Origin of the sequence: Maribacter polysaccharolyticus (genome assembly GCF_028882255.1) — a bacterium.
GTDB lineage: Bacteria > Bacteroidota > Bacteroidia > Flavobacteriales > Flavobacteriaceae > Maribacter_A > Maribacter_A polysaccharolyticus.
Genome location: NZ_JARBUY010000004.1, coordinates 138865 through 157102 on the forward strand (window position 1 = coordinate 138865; position 18238 = coordinate 157102).

Sequence of the window (18238 nt, forward strand, 5' to 3'; positions counted from 1 at the left end):
TAAAACAGCAAGGGGATAAGTCTTTCTTGTAAGCAAAAAATAATGAGCAAAAAGACCACGATTTATGATATCGCAAAGGCATTGAACATTACTGCGGCTACGGTATCCAGAGCCCTTAACAACAACCCTAGAATAAGTGAGGACACTAAAAAACTGGTGTTGGAGACCGCCGAAAAATTAAACTATAAGCAAAATAGGCTGGCCTTGGCCCTAAAGAGTGGCAAAAGCAAGAATGTGGGGGTTGTGCTCCCCCTGATCAACAGAAACTTATTCTCAAATGTTATTCGGGGCATTGAAGAGGAATTGAATCCCATGGGCTACAATGTCATCATCTGTCAGACCCATGACGAAGAAAAAAAAGAAGCGGATATTATACAGAACCTATTGGATGCCCAAGTGGACGGTATCATCATTTCGATTGCCAGATACACCAAAAACACCAAACACTTAGAACAGATCCTAAAGAAGAACATCCCTTTGATATTCTTTGACCGTAAATTGGAAATCAAAGGTTCAAGTTCGGTGACATTGGATGATTTTCGCGGTGCCTATGAAGCTACACAACATTTGATCGAACAGGGCTGTACCAGAATAGCGCATTTTACGGTCGATCGCTCCGTAGACATTTATAAGAAACGATTTGACGGCTATAAGCAAGCCTTGATCAACAATGGAATCGACTTTAATGAAGATTATGTAATTGCTTTGGAAAGTAAAATTGAATCGGGGAAAGAGGCCGCCAAAAAATTAATGGCCCTCAAAAATCCACCAGATGCCATATTTTCAGCAAGTGACCTTGGGGCGTTAGGGGCCATACAATATCTCAGGGGTATCGGTATTCGAATTCCGCAAGATTTCTGTGTCGTCGGATTCAGTAACGAACCCTTTACCCAGTTTATGGAACTCACGATAAGCACCGTAGACCAAGCTCCGATCTTAATGGGAAAAACGGCTGCCAAGGTTTTTTTGGAGCAAATGAAATCCGAGAAAGTAACGATCGAAAGGCGCATGGTGCTCAGTCCCAGTTTAAAAATTCGTAAATCATCTTCGAGGACAAATCATGCCGAATAGGTAAAACCCTGCTATCCCTTGATTGATTCCCTTTGTACAAAAAACATATTCAAAAAAATCAACCAATTAAGATTACCCGTTCTATATGGGGTAATTTCAATTGGTTGATTTTCCTTAAGCCCGATACCGATCCTATTCCATATCCTTTACTTTCCCTAGGCATGGGATAAACTGTAAATCTACTTTGTAATAAGATTTAAATTCTCATCCAAAGGTGTCATCTTTGGCATTAATAAATGAACAAAACCAAGGATAATCAAATAACTGGAACCGGCAATTAAAAACGCCCAGAAATACCCCGTATTACCTGCTTGATCCAATACGGATCCCAATGCCTTATCCGCCACTATACCGGCAACAGCCCCGATCATTCCTCCAATACCGACAACCGAAGCTGTTGCTTTTTTAGGAAACACATCAGAAGCCAAGGTAAAGATATTGGCCGACCAGGCTTGGTGACCTGCCGCACCCAGGCCGATTAAAAATACGGCTATCCATTTATTTTCGGTAATCGCGACAAAACTCACTGGAAGAATGATCAAGGCACAAATAAGTAGTGTTATTTTTCTGGCTTTATTAATAGACCATCCTTTTCTCATAAAGGCACCTGATAGATATCCACCAAAAATACTTCCGCCATCAGCTAGGATATAGATTACAAAGAAGGGTAAGGCAATGTTCTTGATATTCACATCAAAAGTCGCTGCCAAAAATTTAGCCCCCCAGAAAAGGTAAAACCACCATACGGCATCGGTTAACTTAGCCAAACCAAAAGCCCAAGTCTGACGTTTACCCAGAACACTTTTCCAAGGTAACTTCTCATCATTTTCAATAACGGAATCACTCTGTATATAGGTCAATTCCTCTTTGGAAACTTTAGGATGCACTTCAGGTTTCTTATACATTTTCAACCATAGTCCCACCCAAATGGCACTTAACACACCTGTAAGCAAAAACGGGATTTGCCAGTTTTTTCCATTTTCATGAACGATCCAACCGATGACAAATGGGGCGGCAATGGCACCGATACTGGTCGCAGCATTAAAGAGCCCCGTGGCAAATGCCCTGTCTTTTTTCGGAAACCACTCCGCGGTTGTCTTAATAGCGGCGGGAAAATTTCCAGCCTCACCAAATCCTAGACCAAAACGCGCTGCTGCGAACCCGATAACGCTAAATCCCGGTTGCACCAAAGCATGCAGCATTCCAAAGAAACTCCATATTCCGATAGAAAGGGTATATCCTTTTTTGGTACCCAGGCGATCGATCAAACCTCCCATCGAAAGCAATCCAATAGCGTATGCTACCTTAAATGAGATCATTATGTTCGCATAATCACTGTTTGTCCAATGAAACATTTTTTCCAGTGTTGGTGCCATTACTCCGATGATACTTCTATCAAAGTAGTTAATGGTGGTAGCGAACATCAACAGCGCTAAAATCCTATACCGATAAGTCCCTATTTTTTGAGGTTTGTCTTTCATTTCTTTCTAGTTTGGTTTAATATTATTGTTGAATTTCCCTTCCAAATAATCTTTTAAGAAAAATAAAACTTGATTTCTATTTTCTTAAATCCTTAATAAGGCTCAAGGCAGCTTTAACATTGGCTGTCAGTAATCCATAATTTTGGGTCTCCAATATTTCTTTTGAAATCAATTGTGAACCCATCCCTACACAGGTTACTCCGGCACCGAACCAACCCTTAAGGTTACTTTCCTCTGTACTGACGCCGCCAGTAGGCATAATGCTCGTCCATGGTTGTGGCCCTTTGATCGCTTTTACGAAGCCTGGACCATAGGTAGAACCTGGAAAAAGTTTAATGATCTCACAACCAAGTTCTTCAGCTCGGTTTATTTCTGTCAATGACCCACATCCCGGGGACCAAAGTACCTTTCTCCTATTGCAAACCATGGCAATATCTTCCCGTAATGAAGGGGTTACTATAAAATTGGCCCCCATCTGCATGAACATACTTGCTGCCCCTGCATCTGTAATGGAACCTACCCCCATGATCATCCCGGGCAATTCCTTAATGGCATATTTGTTCAATTCCGAAAATACCTCAAAAGCGAAATCGCCCCTTGCCGTAAATTCCATTAAACGGGCTCCCCCATCGTAACAGGCTTTAAGTACTTTTTTTCCCAATTCGATATCGGAATGGTAAAACAAGGGAATCATCCCCGTTTCTTCCATCACTTTTGCAACATGTAATCTTGAGTATTGTGCCATAATGTTTATTTTCTATTTTAACGTGCTACCCTACCTGAGGCATCACCTCCCATTAATTTTTCAACTTCATCCACGGTCACCAAATTCGCATCACCTTTTATGGTATGCTTTAAACAGGATGCGGCCACTGCAAAGTCCAATGCATTTTGGTCGTCATCGGGATATTGTAAAAGCCCATAAATCAAACCTCCCATAAAGGAATCCCCACCACCGACGCGGTCTACGATATCGGTTATTTGATATTGACGGGTCTCATACATTTTCTTACCATCGTAGAGAACACCTGCCCATGTGTTATGGGATGCCGATATTGACCCTCTTAAGGTTGTGATCACTTTTTTTGCCTTGGGGAATTTTTTCATCATTTGTTCGCAAACAGAAAGAAAAGCCTCTGCCTTTACATCATGTCCGTCCTTATGCACATCCAATCCTTCGGGATGTATTCCAAAATGCTTTTCGGCATCTTCCTCGTTACCCAAAATGACATCGCAATAGGAAGTAAGCTCGGTCATGATGGCCTCTCGGTCACCACCGTAATTCCATAATTTAGCCCTATAATTCAAATCGGTTGAAACCGTGATTCCCATTTCACTGGCCGTTTTAACAGCTTCAAGACAAACATCCGCTGCACCTTGGGATATGGCCGGGGTAATACCTGTCCAATGAAACCATCCAGCACCATCGAAAACTTTCTTCCAATCGATCATTCCCGGTTTTATCTCACAAATAGCCGAGTGTGCGCGGTCGTATACTACTTTACTACCGCGACTCACCGCACCGGTCTCTAGAAAGTAAATCCCCAAACGGTCACCTCCAAAAACGATATTCTGCGTATTCACGCCCCGTTTCCTCATCTCCATAAGCGCACACTCCCCGATGTCATTTTTTGGTAGCCGTGTGACAAAATCAACAGGCACCCCGTAATTCGCCAAAGAAACGGCAACGTTAGACTCACCTCCCCCATATACGACATCAAAACCATTGGCTTGCGAAAACCTCAAAAAACCAGGGGGGGACAATCGAAGCATGATCTCACCGAATGTTACTACTTTTTTCATACTGTTAAGTTGGATTATAGTTTTTTTTAAAAATTGAAATATTCCTTTGCATTGTGATATGAGATATCCTGGATAAGTTTCCCCACCCATTCCATATCATTCGGTAATTGCCCATTTTGGATTTCGCTCCCAAAAAGATTGCATAAAATACGTCTAAAATATTCATGTCTCGGAAAAGAGAGGAAGCTTCTGGAATCGGTGAGCATACCTATGAAACAGCTTATCAAACCCATATTTGAAAGGGTGTTCATCTGTTTGGTCATCCCGTCTTTTTGATCTAAAAACCACCAGCCGGATCCAAATTGCACTTTCCCTTTTATGCTTCCATCGTTGAAATTACCGATCATACTCGCCATTACTTCATTATCGGCGGGATTTAGATTATAGATAATGGTCTTTACCAATTTATCCTTACTGTCCAATGCATTCAAAAATGCCGATAATTTTTGCGCTTGTGGAAAGTCCCCAATAGAATCCCATCCGGTGTCAGGGCCAAGAAGACTATGCATACGGGCATTGTTGTTCCTTAAAGCGCCTAAATGGAATTGCTGTACCCACCCGTAATCATGATAGGTCTCTGAAAGGAACAATAAAACCGCACTTTGGAATTTTGAAGTTTCCATCCCGGAAAGTTCCTTACCACTTCTTTTTTTCTTGAAAATGGCTTGCACTTCAGCTTCCGTAAAGGACTCAAAGTACATTTTATCCAATCCGTGGTCACAAAGCTTACACCCATTTTCATCAAAATAGGCTATTCGTTTGGCCAAGGCATCACACAAATCACCATAGGTATCGATCTCCTGCCCAACGGCAATTCCTAAAGCATCCATATAATCGTTATATCCTTCATGGGAAATAAAAATAGCCTTATCGGGCCTAAAGGCCGTACTCACCTTAAAATCCAGGTTCTTTTTCGCTATTTCCTGATGATGTACCAAAGTATCGATGGGATCTTCCGTGGTACAAACGACCTCAACATTGGCTTTACGCAACAAGTTTCGACAACTATATGCCGAAGAACCTAATTTTTCCGCTGTTTCCGAATAGATCCTCTCGGCTGAATTGTCGTTCAAAAGCTCATGGATATCGAAATATCGCGCCAATTCCAAATGCGTCCAATGATATAAAGGATTACGCATGGTATAGGGCACCGTTTTGGCCCAATGGATGAATTTATCCTTATCGGACCCTTCTCCCGTAATGAATTTTTCCTTTATGCCCAGTGTTCGCATGGCCCGCCATTTATAATGGTCCCCATTGATCCACACCTTGGTCATATTGCCAAAGATCCTATCTTCGGAAATTTCGTTTGGTGGGAGGTGATTGTGATAATCTATTATCGGCTGGTCCTTGGCATAGGTATGATAGAGTTCCTGAGCATATTTATTTTCCAACAGAAAATCGTCATTGATAAATGTTTTGGTTGAAGCCATATCTATTTTTTATTCCTTGTCTGCCAATGGTTCTAAAGCTGCTGAATATTGCGGCCATGACATTGGCCCTAATACTGTATTTGGCCCATTTTGGGACCATGATTTTCGCACACACTTTTTAGCCCGACAAACTATCCATTTTATGTTTTTATTTTAACTCGTTAGGTGCACAAACATCCATGTCCCCATAGTCCAAATTCTCTCCGGCCATGCCCCATACAAATGAATAGCAACAGGTTCCCGACCCCGAATGTATAGACCATTCCGGTGAAAGGACCGCCTGATTGTTCTCCATGAAAATATGCCTGGTATGCTGAGGCTCACCCATAAAATGACTTATGGTCTGCCCCTCTTCCAAATCAAAATAGAAATAGGCCTCCATACGTCTATTGTGCGTATGGGCCGGCATCGTATTCCATACATTGCCCGGCAAAAGTTCGGTAAGCCCCATTTGCAATTGGCAAGTTTCCACAATGCTATTCACGATAAGTTTGTTCAACACTCTTTTGTTGGCATATTTTTCATCGCCCAACTGTACCACCTCTGCTTCGCCAGCACCGACTTTTTTGGTCGGAAAACTTTTATGTGCCGGGGCTGAGTTAATATAAAACAGCGGCCGATCTTCCCCTTCACTTGAAAAAACGACCTCCTTCGATCCCTGCCCGACATACAAAGCTTCTTTTTTATTGAGCTCGTATACCTTACCGTCGACCGTTACCTTTCCTTTATCCCCTACATTCACTATTCCCAATTCCCGTCTGTCCAAAAAATTCTTGGACTTTAGGTATGGTATGGTCTCCAACTTTAAATCTTCACCCACCGGCATAACACCGCCAACAATGTAACGATCGTACATTGAGTAGGTCAATCGTATCTGGTTTTCGACAAAAAGGGTATCGATCAAAAACTCTTTACGTAATTCCTCCGTCCCATATTTTCTGGCATCAATGGGATTCGCAGCATATCTAAATTCGTGTTTTGTCATCCTATAAACATTTGCGCAATCGATTACACAAATATACTGGATTTTTAATAATACCCAAGAAATTAGCGGCAATTCTTTATTGAAATCTAAATTTTATACTCCCTATATTATTTGATTCTTATTTAATCCCAAAGATTTCAAGAATCGCCGATTCCATATCCAATAGTTGAAAACTCGGGATATCCCGTTTCCACAGTGTCCTATCCACTTCCACTATCGCGCATATACGCTACAGGCACGCGTCGTGATCCCATTTGCAAACCCCACATGATTTGCCAATAAAAATATAAGCAGGAGAACTTTTTTAGCAGACTTATCTTAGGGGCTCCCCTCCCCGCGGAACAAGGCCGCACAATACATCTTTAGCTGGCGGGGCTAGGTACGGCAATAGGGAAATCATAAAACCAACCTTTAAAAAAAAAACGCTTTCAAAACCCATAAGGTTATGAAAGCGCAATTATTACAAAGGGTTCGTCATTCATCTACATGGCAACCGAATACCTTACAATTGTCGTAATTTGACCAAAGCCTCCGATTTGGAATTCACATTCAGTTTCAAATAAATATTTTGGATATGAAAATTAATGGTACTCGTAGTGACGAACAATTTTTCAGCTATCATTTTATAGGTTGCCCCTTTACACAAATAGTCGATAATTTGATTCTCCCTATTTGAAAAACGTTGATATGATATTCCGTTTAAGTTCGATATGATGTTTTGAACAATGTCGTTGCTCATGGCGGCGCCCTCATATTTGATCGAGTTCAAGGCCGTATGAAGGCGATATTTGGTCAATGGTTTGGTAAGATACCCATTGGCGCCATTTTTAAAGGCTTTTTTCACAAGTTCAAAATCAGAACATTCACTGATCATGATAATCTTTACCTGGGAATCCTTTTTTCGAAACTCCCTGATGGTTTCCATACCATCTTCTTGCCATAATTGGGTCTCACACAATACAATATCGGGCATGATTTCCGCATAGTCCGACATGACCTCTTTTACGGAATCGTAAAGGCCTACAAGGGCATAATCCCTATAGGTCTCAAAATAAAAACGATATCCACGATGAAGTTCCCTATCATTGTCGACAATGATAATTTTTAACGTTGTTGTTTTCATAATTCGGGGGGTAATTTTGTTACATATATTATTGTTTTCTAAATTCTGATTTCCTTGAATTCGGGCACCCCCATAACCATTGGTGATGCTACGTATGGGCACAAAACAAGACAGTAGGGTCCTTCCTGGCTATTGGAAATAACCAGTGAAATGTCCTAAAAAGGAATATGTTGGAATAGTCTGGGAACAGGAAATAAAGGGAAATCCTTTCAACCCATCGAATCCATCCTTGTCTTTGCGAATAATTTAGCTGCGCCCTATAACCTGCCTGAACGGATGGTTAGGGTTTCGATAAGATTCGAACCGGTTTTCTTGAGAACGAAAACCGCTCATCGATGGCCATTGCGGGATTTTTACTGATTGGCACAACAGGATGTGCCCTCCTTTTTGTAAGTACTGTAGGTTTGGGTAAGCTTCCATTTCTTGGGGGGATTTGGAGGTTAATATTCGGTTGATATTGTTATACAATAATAGCCAAAATTGTAAAACCCCAATAATTTTTGTGGGGGTTTTCGTTCAAATGCACGGCGCAAAAAGGTGTAATCAATAATCTTCAATGATAATGGCCAAAAAATCAGAATACCTCAAAATATATTATTCCAATTGAAAAGGAGGGGAGTAAACTATCCCCCCGGATACCCCTCCTTATTTCAACCCAATCAGAAAATCTTTGCTTAACAAACAATATGGGAAAAATTGAAAAGGAGGGAATGAATGTTATCCCCCCGGATACCCCTCCTTTTTTCAACCCAATCAGAAAATCTTTACGCAATAAACGATATGGGGAAAATTGAAAAGGAGGGAATGAATGCTATCCCCCCGGATACCCCTCCTTTTTTCAACCCAATCAGAAAATCATCACATTGTTGTTGTATTTTTTATTATCACATAAGGTATTTATAAATGCCTTTAAGGTTCTCTATCCCGAGTATGACTTTAGGACACCTAGTCATTATATAGGTTTGCGGCGGTTGCTGAACTGTTTTGGACCTGCATGATCCATTTTTCATCGTTATATTCACCTTCAAAGTTTGAAACAATCGCTGTTTGGGCATCTTTTTTGTAATTATAATCGGCCAAATAAACATAATAAAGTCCGTTCGATTTATTATAGAATTGCTTCGCATCCAATCCTTGGTGTTTAAGCTTGTCCACAAAAGCACTCATATACCTTTTATTTTTGTAAACATTGACGATGACATAATAACCGGAGTCGACCCCTATGATATCCGATTGTCCCAAAACCTTTATGGGCAGCTTAACATAATCCATACGCTCCTGATCATTCATCGTTTTGGATGCCCCTTCTTTTTTATCATTGGCAGCTACCATGGTTCGGCCACCGTTCGCGAATTCATCCCCATTTGATTTTACATTCTTCTTCAGGTCATTGCGCAATACCCGGACAATGGTCTCAAATCGCCTTTCAAATTCATTATTACGGGCCTTTTCCAGGGAATCTTGTCTTAAAATAAGTTCATCCAATATCAAACGGTTTTGATAAGCAAGGTCATCCCTATCCACATCCCCGGTAATTTTAGGTGCTACGGGGTGTGTTTTCTTTTTCGCTTTATTTTGCTGATTTTCTTCCTTTAAGGCCAGTATCTGCTCTTCATAATTCCTTACAATACGGTCTATCCTATCATCTACCGATGTATCCGCATTTCCCCTTTTATTTTCATCGCTATCCTTAAAGGTATAGGCCAAGGTCACCTCATGGTTGAAACCGAGATCGGCATCTTCCTGATTTATATCCTTTTCCATTAAATAACCGATAGACATTTTTTTATTGATATTGAAACCTAGCCCCATTGATAATCCGTATACATCATCCAAAGAAGTCTGAAACCACCCGTAATTCGGCATATCCAACAATAGGGAACCCAAATAAGAAACGGAATCATCCTCATTTCGGCCAACTTGGACCATTGGCATTAAACGGGCATTTTTGAACAAGCCCCTATTTGTACCAAAAGCGTGGGTATATTGTACCGAAGCTTTTATACTCTTGTCGTTCAACTGGGTAATAAACTCATTTGTTGTTTGATTGAATTTGAACAAATCCTCGGCGTACAATCCAAAATCAAAACTTCCAACAGAAAGGGTAACCCCTGGTTGAATGGCGATCTTACTCTCTTTGCCAGCTTCCAGAACCTCGGGGTCATCCTCATTGGTAACGATCCTGTTTTGATCAAGTCCTTCATTGTAATACGAAATGTTCGTGCCGAAGGTAAGTTTACTTTTAGTGCCCAAGCGTACGGCAGTGGCGTAGTTTGCGTTAAAACCGAATTCCTGTACGACTCCCTCCCATTGACTATATACGCTAATACCCAAGGCAGTGTTCTTATTCAACTTGTTACTGAACCCCACGAAATAGTTCTGGCTATTATCTGCATAAGTGGCATATTGGTTCCTGTGCAAAATATTCAGGTACGATTTGTTCTCCCGAACCAACGAAAATGTCGGATTGATCAAAAACCGGTTAAAGAACAATTGATTGTGGTATGCACTTCGGGAACTAAGGCCCGAAGTTTCTTCCTGTGCGAATGAGGCAAAGACACTAAACATAATACAAATTACCATCAGCAATCTTGTCCCCTCTTTTTGTGTAGTTTTGTAACTCATCTTTGCGAAATTTTATATGATACTTTGGAGCTCCTTTTTTCAATACCATTACGTTCTACTTGGTATTAAAACCCTCTATGGCGCTTCGTTCAAATAATCCTGTTATATTTTTAAGATTTCATTCGTGATCTACCAATGCAAATACGCTTTCACCTATCACTCATCTTCAAAAACCGATGAACTATAGTCCATTTTAGCGTCATTGTTTATGGCCTGTAAGACATTGTATGCGGTATTCTCTTCAGGTATATAAGGCCCTGGCTGATCATATGAAAATGCGACTTGATGTAAATCACCTTCGTTATGGCCTCTACTGGAGACAATATAAGCCATGCTTTTTTCGGGCATAAACCGTATTGCGTAATCATCTTCACGGCTATTGAGGGTATCCCCTAAATTAACTGCGAGCCCCACACTGGCGTCATTAACCTGTGTCATATAAACATCCAATCCGCCCAAGCCTTTACGTCCGTTCGACGCAAAAAACAGCGTGTTTCCTCCTATGATTTTAGGATACATCTCATTTTTCTTGGTATTCACCTTGCCTCCCAAATTCTTTGCTACCCCCAAAGAACCGTCCTCACCGATGTCAGCGACATAAATATCATAATTACCATAGCTACCGGGCATATCCGATGTAAAGAACAATCGTTTACCATCATAAGAAACCGCGGGGTGCAATGCGGAATAATATTTTGGACATAAGGATACTTCCCTTATATTCCCCCATTTACCATTTTTTTTCTCGGCCTTATAGATCTTATGCACCATTTCCTTTTTTGAGAACAGACCAATAGGAGGTTTTACATAAACCGACTTACTGAAATATGCCGTATTTCCATCGGCCGTAAGGGAAACCGGGGCGTTGTAGCCATTTTCCCCTTTAAGCTCCTTATCATAATCCCCCAACAATTTTTGCTCAAATTCAAATGGGGAATCCAAAGGTTTGAATTTACGGTTGTAGGACTTTTTTGGTTTGTCGACCCCGTAATCGGCCTTTATGCTCGCAAGCCAATCTTCCTCGTCCATAGACACCACAGACCCTGAACCGGCTGTTTTTACCAGTGCGTAGTCATATCGCTTTTGGAATCCTTCACTCAAGTCATCCGCAGCACTAACCGCTTTTAATCTCTCGTACCAAAAAAGCGCCGTCTCGAAATTCTCAGCTAAAAAATGGGCATTACCAAGGTCCTGAAAAATTGCTTTTTCCTCGTACCCGAGTTTCCTCAACTCCAAATAATCCTTAACACGTTTATTTTTGACGTAACTATCGGAAATTCCTTCTTTAGGGCTACTCAGCTGTTGTGCATTCAACGGACAACAGAACAGTGAAATAATCAGGGCAAATGCCACGCTGTAGGTTATAGTATTTTTCATAGTGATAAGATATTGGGTTCTTATGGGTTCAAAGTTCACCAATAACAACTCACCTTGTACTAGTAATAATTCACAGGTTTTGGCATTTCAGGTCCTAAATGTGGTAATTCAACGATTTTTTTGGACTGGTTGACAGGATTTTTTGCTTTTCTAAAAAACAGATGATACCAATCGTCGATCTGTAGCCCCTACCTATTCTCCTCTACATAGCGCTACGGAAGCATGACCCAAGGGGTATTTAATATGATTTTCCAATGATAAATGGCTATGGTCCCTACCCACAAAATCGGTAATTCACGAATACCCCAGGGAACCTGATCAAGAAACAATCTTCTTTTACTGTTCCAAACTACGCACCTCAAAAGCGATCAATTCATTGGCCTTGAACATTGCGCTGATTTCCATTGGGTTACAACATACTTCGCAATCCTCTATATAGGTTTGTTCCGATATCGAGGCATCCAATAACATCGATATTTCTTCCCAGCAATACGGACATTGGAAAAAATGCTCGTGCATTGTCCTAAAGTGCTACGTTCAACAATTGCCCGGTAAGCTGTAGTAATTGAAGTTCGGCCAATTTGGCCTCGTATTTTGCCAAATTCTTATTGGTCTGGGCATTCAATAAATTTATCTGGGCCTGTCTGAATTCTATGGATGTTATCCTCCCTAACTGGAATTGCTCCCTGGAGCGTTCAAAATTATTTTGATTGGTAATGACATTTTGTTCTTGAATGCCGAAAATCACCAATTTATTTTCATAATCGGCCATGGCATTCCGAATATCCCGATCAACTTCGATTTCGATTTGCTTTTTCAATAATTCCTGGTTCTTATGGGCTATTTTCGCGTTCTTCACCTGTACGGTAGTACTACCCCCATCGAACAAATCCCAGGAAAGACTGGCCCCAAGATCAAAACTGAAATTATTGGTATTGGTTCCCGGGAAAAAAGCAGATGCCGCACTTTGGCTCAAGTTCCATCCATAGGAACCACTTAAATCGATTTCAGGGAGATAGCCCGATTTCTGTACTTTGATATCGTAAGCGTTTATGGCAAGGTTCCTTTCTGCCTGCAACAAGGAAACATTATTGAATTTTGCCTGTTCAACGAACTCTTCCAGTTTAAGCTTCGGAATAAAGGTAACCAAGGTATCGACCGAGTAGAGCATGGTTAGATCTTGGCTCAAAAGCACGTTAAGATCCCGTTTTGCATTCGACAATTCTTGCCGTGTATTCAACACATTGATACTATCATTGGTAATATCGACTTGTGCATTGAGTATATCCAATTTGGTACTTTGTCCGTACTCAAAGGCATACTCGGAACGCCTAAAACGATCCTTGGAAATATCGAGCGTTTTCTCCAATACGAACTCATTCTCTGTAAGCCGTGCAATCTCATAATAAACGCTGAACAATTGTACTATGGTGTTTTCAATGGTTTCCCTCGCCTGCAATTCACTCAACTGATATTGCTCCTTCAATTTTTTATAATTGTACAATCTTCCCAGACCATCGAACAACGTATAACTGGCGGTCAGTGCCGAAGAATATGCTTGGGCCTCTGCTTTATCGAGCTCAACATCTTCCCTCGGGCTGCCATCATCATTGTACTGTCCGGGAAATTCTATGACCGAATCATCCCTACCGTAATCGGCACTTGCCGAACCGGTAAGCGTAGGCAAATAACCCGAATTAAGCACACTTTTGTTATTCCCTGCAACCTCAACATCATTTTTGGCCACATTTATTCCATAATTATGTTCCAAGGCAAGTGCAATGGCCTCTTCCTTGGTCAACATTTTATCTTGGGACCGTGCACTCAACCCTAAAAGTACCAACACCATAAAGAGAAAGGCGCTTTTATAGCCCATAATATTCGACCATAGTTTTAATTGGAGTTTCTTGTACATACGTTCCGATTCTTTATATCCCATAATGCAACTAATCATTGTCTAAGTTGGTTACTTCATGGCCTTGTGAAAGCCCTCCGCTCAAATGAGCCTCTTCCTTTTGTTCCTTGATCGCTCTTTCAACCTCTTCTTTGGAAACACGGGTACCTGTGATCAACCATTTGGTTTCGACCTTGACCCTATTACTGAAAGAAAGGAACAACGGTAACATCAACAAGGTCAAAACGGTAGCAAATGCAATCCCATAAGCGATGGATATCGCCATGGGCTTAAGAAATTGTGCTTGCCTACTTTTTTCCAAAAGTAAAGGGGCCAAACCGGCAATCGTAGTTACCGAGGTCAAGAAAATGGCCCTAAACCTGGATTTTCCCGCTTCAATCAGGGCCTCGTCAAATTTCATCCCTTCCCTAAGGTTTCCATTGAACTTTCCTATAAGCACGAGTCCGTCATTGACCATAATCCCTATCAAAGCAATGACACCCAACATCGAAAGGAAGTTTACCGCAAATCCATGGATCCAATGCCCCCACCCCACGGCGGTGATACTAAAGGGCACCAATAAGATCAACATCAAAGGTTGACTAAAACTTCTAAAGGTAAAGGCAATCGTTATATAGATCAGGAGTATGACGGCCACACCTACCCCTTTCAACGAACTCATGGTTTTGTTCACTTCCCGGTTCTGCCCCTCATAAGAAGGTGTCACCGTAGGATATTTCGATTGTATCGCAGGCATAATATCCTCCTTTATTTCGGTCATGACATCGGTAGCACTGGTTTCCTTCTCATCTTTTAGGTCCGCTGAAATTTGGATCTCGCGCCTACCTTCCAAACGATTTATGGCCACATCTCCCCTTTCAATGGAGTAATTGGCAATTTCTTTTAAGGGCACCCGGTCCCCAGATGGGGTCTGTATCCTCATTTCATCCAAATCGGCGATAGAGGAACGGTTTTTCCGATCATAACGGACCCATACCCGAATTTCATCCTGACCCCGTTGAAAACGTTGCGCTTGGGAACCAAAAAACCCAGCCCTTACCTGGTTCATGACCGTTCTTAGATCCAATCCCAACAAATAGGCATTTTCCTTAAGTTCCAACCGTATTTCCTTTATCCCAGCAGGATCGTTATCCTCAATATCCTTTAAGGCGGAATTACTCAACATTATCGTTTTCAATTCATTTTTCGCCGCCTTTAATTCTTCAATGTTATTTCCCAATAAGGATACCGAGACCGGGGTTCCTCCAAAATTGCCCCCCGAACCATAGATCAAACTCTCAACACCTATTACCGGGCCTACCAACTCCCTGAGTCGGTTGGTCACCAAATCCGAAACAATTTCGTCTGGGCGCTCTTCCCCGGGCAATAAATTCAAGGTCAGGGTAGCCGCTGACGACCCAGGTCCCAATTGTTTAATGACATTCTCATAGAGCACCTTGCCCGTACCTTTCAAGTATTTATCGGTCAATTCCTGATTTACGATCTCGGCTTTTTCCTCAATCAACGAAATTATCGAATCGGTCACCTTCTCATTCGTCCCATTGGGCATCAATAAATCTACCTGTACCCGATCACTGGCGATACGAGGGAAAAATGAAGTGCGGATGACACCCCCGCCTATCGACCCTATGGTAAGGACCAACAGCATGATAAAAACACCGAAGGAAAAGAGTTTATGTTGCATTACGAACTGAAGGGTTGGACCGTACAACCGATCCCGCATCCATTTCATGAACTTGTCACCGGCCCGATTGATCCCCCTAAGACGGGCAAAAGCTTTGGCCATTCCCGTTTTTTCTTTATTGTCTGCCGGCTGTAGGGCTTTGGAGTGTGCCAAATGCGCCGGAAGTATCAACAATGCTTCGACCAAGGAAACCAACAGGGTCAGAATAACGATAACGGAGACCTCACTGAAAAATTCGCCGATCCGCCCATCCAAAAACAAGAATATGGAGAAGGCCAAAATCGTGGTGATAATAGCCGAAACGATTGGAGGAATAACCTCCATGGTCCCATCAATGGCTGCTGCCAATGGCGATTTCCCCCTTTCGTAATGTTGATAAATATTCTCCGCGATGACGATACCGTCATCAACCAGGATACCGATAACGATGATCATACCGAACAACGACAGCACATTGATGGTCACATCGAAAAAACCTGCGAAAATGAACATGCCAAGGAAAGAGATCGGCAATCCGAAAGCTACCCAAAAAGCCAACCTTGTATTTAAGAACAGTGACAGGAATATAAGCACCAAGATCATACCCATTATGGCGTTTTCGGTAAGCAACTGGGTTCGTTGGTTCAAGGTCTTTGATTGATCACTTACCACATCCAAGCGAACATTATTGTGTTGTTGGTTAAAACTCGACACATATGATTTGACCTTATCGGCCGAACTGAGCAAATCTTCGGTATTTGTACTGGTAATCGAGACATTGATGGCCATATTGCCATTGAAATAGGTGGCATTGGGGGTTTCAGAAAACCGGTCCCGGATAATGGCCACATCCTTTAGACGCACCGTTTGCCCGCTGGGATCGGACTTCACCACGATATTGGATAGCTCATCACCATAATACGACCTATTATTGGCACGTATCAGATACTCCTCGGCACTTGTTTTGATATTACCACCGGTAACAAGGATATTGGCATTATTCACCGCTTGGGCCACTTCATCGAAAGACAGGTTATAGGCCAAAAGATTGTTCTCATTAACCGCAATTTCAATCTCTTCCTCCGGATACCCTGAAATGGCAATCTGGGAAATGCCGTCTATGGCCCTAAGATCATTCTCTATTTGTCTCCCAATCTGTTTCAAGGTAGCCAAGGGAATGTTATCCCCGCTTATGGCAAAATTAATCGTCTGCCGAACCTCTTCCAATTTGGAAACGATCAAAGGTTCCATACCCGTAGGAAAGGTCGGCACCCGGTCTACGGCATTTTTCACCTCTAGGAGCATAAAATCGATATCGCGCCCCTTTTCGATCTCAACATTGATATTGCCACTATTTTCCTGGGAAACGGAAGTAACCCTGTCAACACCTTCGAGCCCCTTAAGGTTGTCCTCGATCTTGAGCACAATGCCCTCTTCCACCTCTTGGGGTGAAGCCCCTGGATAAGTTATATTGATCGAAATGTTTTTGGAATCGGAAAGCGGGAAAAAGGATGACTTTAAGGAAAGTGCCCCTATAAGCCCGAATATGGCAAACGCAAAAATAAATACGTGTACCGCAACGTGGTACTTTATGAAGTAAGATATGATGTTTCTCATTAGTTCGCCGAATTAGTTGACAACCCTACTTCTTTATCCTGGTATTGTCTTACCAACATACCTGTATACGCCCCGACGACGGGTTTACTTAAAATGGTCATTCCATCAGGTACATTTTTCACCACCACTTTTTTTGTTGAAAAATACACGGGTTCAACATCGATCATATCCAACAAGGAATCACGGACAACGAATATGCGATTGTTTTCCAACAATAGGTTCCTATCTATTTCTATGGCATTGGTTTCTTCCTTGGCATCCAGATTGGCCTCTAAATACATCCCTTCCCTTAAGCCTGTGTCACGCACCTCGATATACGCCTTTATGGTCTGTGTTTCTTGATCGACACTACCATTGATCCGGGCAACTTTACCCGTATAACTTTTGGTCTTATCCAAGTTGGAAAGGGCTACGTGCTCCCCTAACTCGAGTAAATCACTGAATTTTTTGCTGATGGCAACCTCCAGCTCATAAACATCGGTATTAATGAACTCCCCCAGTTTTTGACCGGAACGGATAAGGGTCCCCTCGGTTACCAAGGCATCGGTAAGTATCCCATTGAAAGGAGCGGAAATATTATATTTGGAAAGCCGTTGTTCCAAATTCTTCACATTGTAATAAGTGGTCAAAATACCCCTGCCCGAGATAAAGAATTTTTCCTTTTCGCTGGTCATTTCGGGAAGCTTTGGAGTGGTTTTCTCCATATCGAAATCCCTGAGATAGGCTTGCCACTTCGGGAATACTTCCGGATAATCGAGTCGCAGATCGGGCATGATCGAAGTAAGTTCATTGTATAGGTTGCTTTTCGCCGATTGCACATTGGCCAAATATTCGGAGGCATCTATACGTATGATGTTTTCCCCTGCACTATACCGTTGCCCCGGACGAAAAAGTTTGCTCCCCCCTAGAAAAACGCCCTGTACTTCGGCATACAGTTCCAAACGGTTCTTGGCCTTCAGGTTCCCATTGGCCGGGACCACAATCGGTACCACACCATTGCTTACCTTTTCGGTAAAAACGGTTTTCACCACTTTTTCAACTTTGGGCCGCGCATTGTTTTTACTATCGATGATCATTTTTGCAATGAAAACAGATGCCACGATAATCAGAACACCCAAAATACTTAAAATTGTTTTTCTCATATG

Annotated in this window: 13 protein-coding genes; 1 reads left to right on the plus strand and 12 read right to left on the minus strand. The window is 42.0% G+C overall.

Features of this window, described 5'->3' with window-relative positions; translation table 11 throughout:
• Positions 1–42 precede the first annotated feature (42 nt).
• Complete coding sequence (locus tag PHU20_RS13300) at positions 43–1071, plus strand: LacI family DNA-binding transcriptional regulator (RefSeq protein WP_274825877.1); 1029 nt, start codon at positions 43–45, stop codon at positions 1069–1071.
• A 179-nt stretch (positions 1072–1250) separates the two neighbouring features.
• On the opposite strand, the gene PHU20_RS13305 is transcribed toward PHU20_RS13300, so the two are convergent.
• The 12 genes from PHU20_RS13305 to PHU20_RS13360 form a co-directional block, all read right to left on the minus strand.
• The gene (locus PHU20_RS13305; RefSeq protein ID WP_274825878.1) at positions 1251–2552 is read right to left on the minus strand and encodes an MFS transporter; all 1302 of its coding nucleotides are present in this window, start codon (positions 2550–2552) and stop codon (positions 1251–1253) included.
• A gap of 76 nt (positions 2553–2628) precedes the next feature.
• Complete coding sequence (locus PHU20_RS13310) at positions 2629–3297, minus strand: bifunctional 4-hydroxy-2-oxoglutarate aldolase/2-dehydro-3-deoxy-phosphogluconate aldolase (protein WP_274825879.1); 669 nt, start codon at positions 3295–3297, stop codon at positions 2629–2631.
• A gap of 17 nt (positions 3298–3314) precedes the next feature.
• A complete protein-coding gene (locus PHU20_RS13315) occupies positions 3315–4355 on the minus strand; it encodes a sugar kinase (RefSeq protein ID WP_274825880.1) in 1041 nt (346 codons plus the stop codon).
• Between the two features lie 26 nt (positions 4356–4381).
• The gene (uxaC, locus tag PHU20_RS13320; RefSeq protein ID WP_274825881.1) at positions 4382–5788 is read right to left on the minus strand and encodes a glucuronate isomerase; all 1407 of its coding nucleotides are present in this window, start codon (positions 5786–5788) and stop codon (positions 4382–4384) included.
• Between the two features lie 148 nt (positions 5789–5936).
• Positions 5937–6773 (minus strand): 5-dehydro-4-deoxy-D-glucuronate isomerase, encoded by an 837-nt coding sequence (gene kduI, locus PHU20_RS13325; protein WP_274825882.1) that lies wholly within the window; start codon positions 6771–6773, stop codon positions 5937–5939.
• Between the two features lie 502 nt (positions 6774–7275).
• On the minus strand, positions 7276–7896 hold the full coding sequence (locus tag PHU20_RS13330) for a response regulator transcription factor (RefSeq protein WP_274825883.1): 621 nt from the start codon (positions 7894–7896) through the stop codon (positions 7276–7278).
• Positions 7897–8841: 945 nt separating this feature from the next.
• A complete protein-coding gene (locus PHU20_RS13335; protein ID WP_274825884.1) occupies positions 8842–10521 on the minus strand; it encodes a PorP/SprF family type IX secretion system membrane protein in 1680 nt (559 codons plus the stop codon).
• 156 nt (positions 10522–10677) lie between these two features.
• Complete coding sequence (locus PHU20_RS13340) at positions 10678–11898, minus strand: TolB-like translocation protein (protein WP_274825885.1); 1221 nt, start codon at positions 11896–11898, stop codon at positions 10678–10680.
• A 336-nt stretch (positions 11899–12234) separates the two neighbouring features.
• Positions 12235–12417, minus strand: coding sequence for a CPXCG motif-containing cysteine-rich protein (locus PHU20_RS13345; protein ID WP_274825886.1), 183 nt, complete (start codon positions 12415–12417; stop codon positions 12235–12237).
• Between the two features lie 4 nt (positions 12418–12421).
• Positions 12422–13774, minus strand: coding sequence for a TolC family protein (locus PHU20_RS13350; protein WP_274826339.1), 1353 nt, complete (start codon positions 13772–13774; stop codon positions 12422–12424).
• A gap of 70 nt (positions 13775–13844) precedes the next feature.
• Complete coding sequence (locus tag PHU20_RS13355) at positions 13845–17093, minus strand: efflux RND transporter permease subunit (protein ID WP_274825887.1); 3249 nt, start codon at positions 17091–17093, stop codon at positions 13845–13847.
• Positions 17093–18235 carry an efflux RND transporter periplasmic adaptor subunit gene (locus tag PHU20_RS13360; protein WP_274825888.1) on the minus strand — a complete coding sequence of 381 codons (1143 nt, stop codon included), beginning with the start codon at positions 18233–18235 and terminating at the stop codon, positions 17093–17095. The genes PHU20_RS13355 and PHU20_RS13360 overlap by 1 nt, the downstream gene beginning before the upstream one ends.
• Positions 18236–18238: the final 3 nt, after the last annotated feature.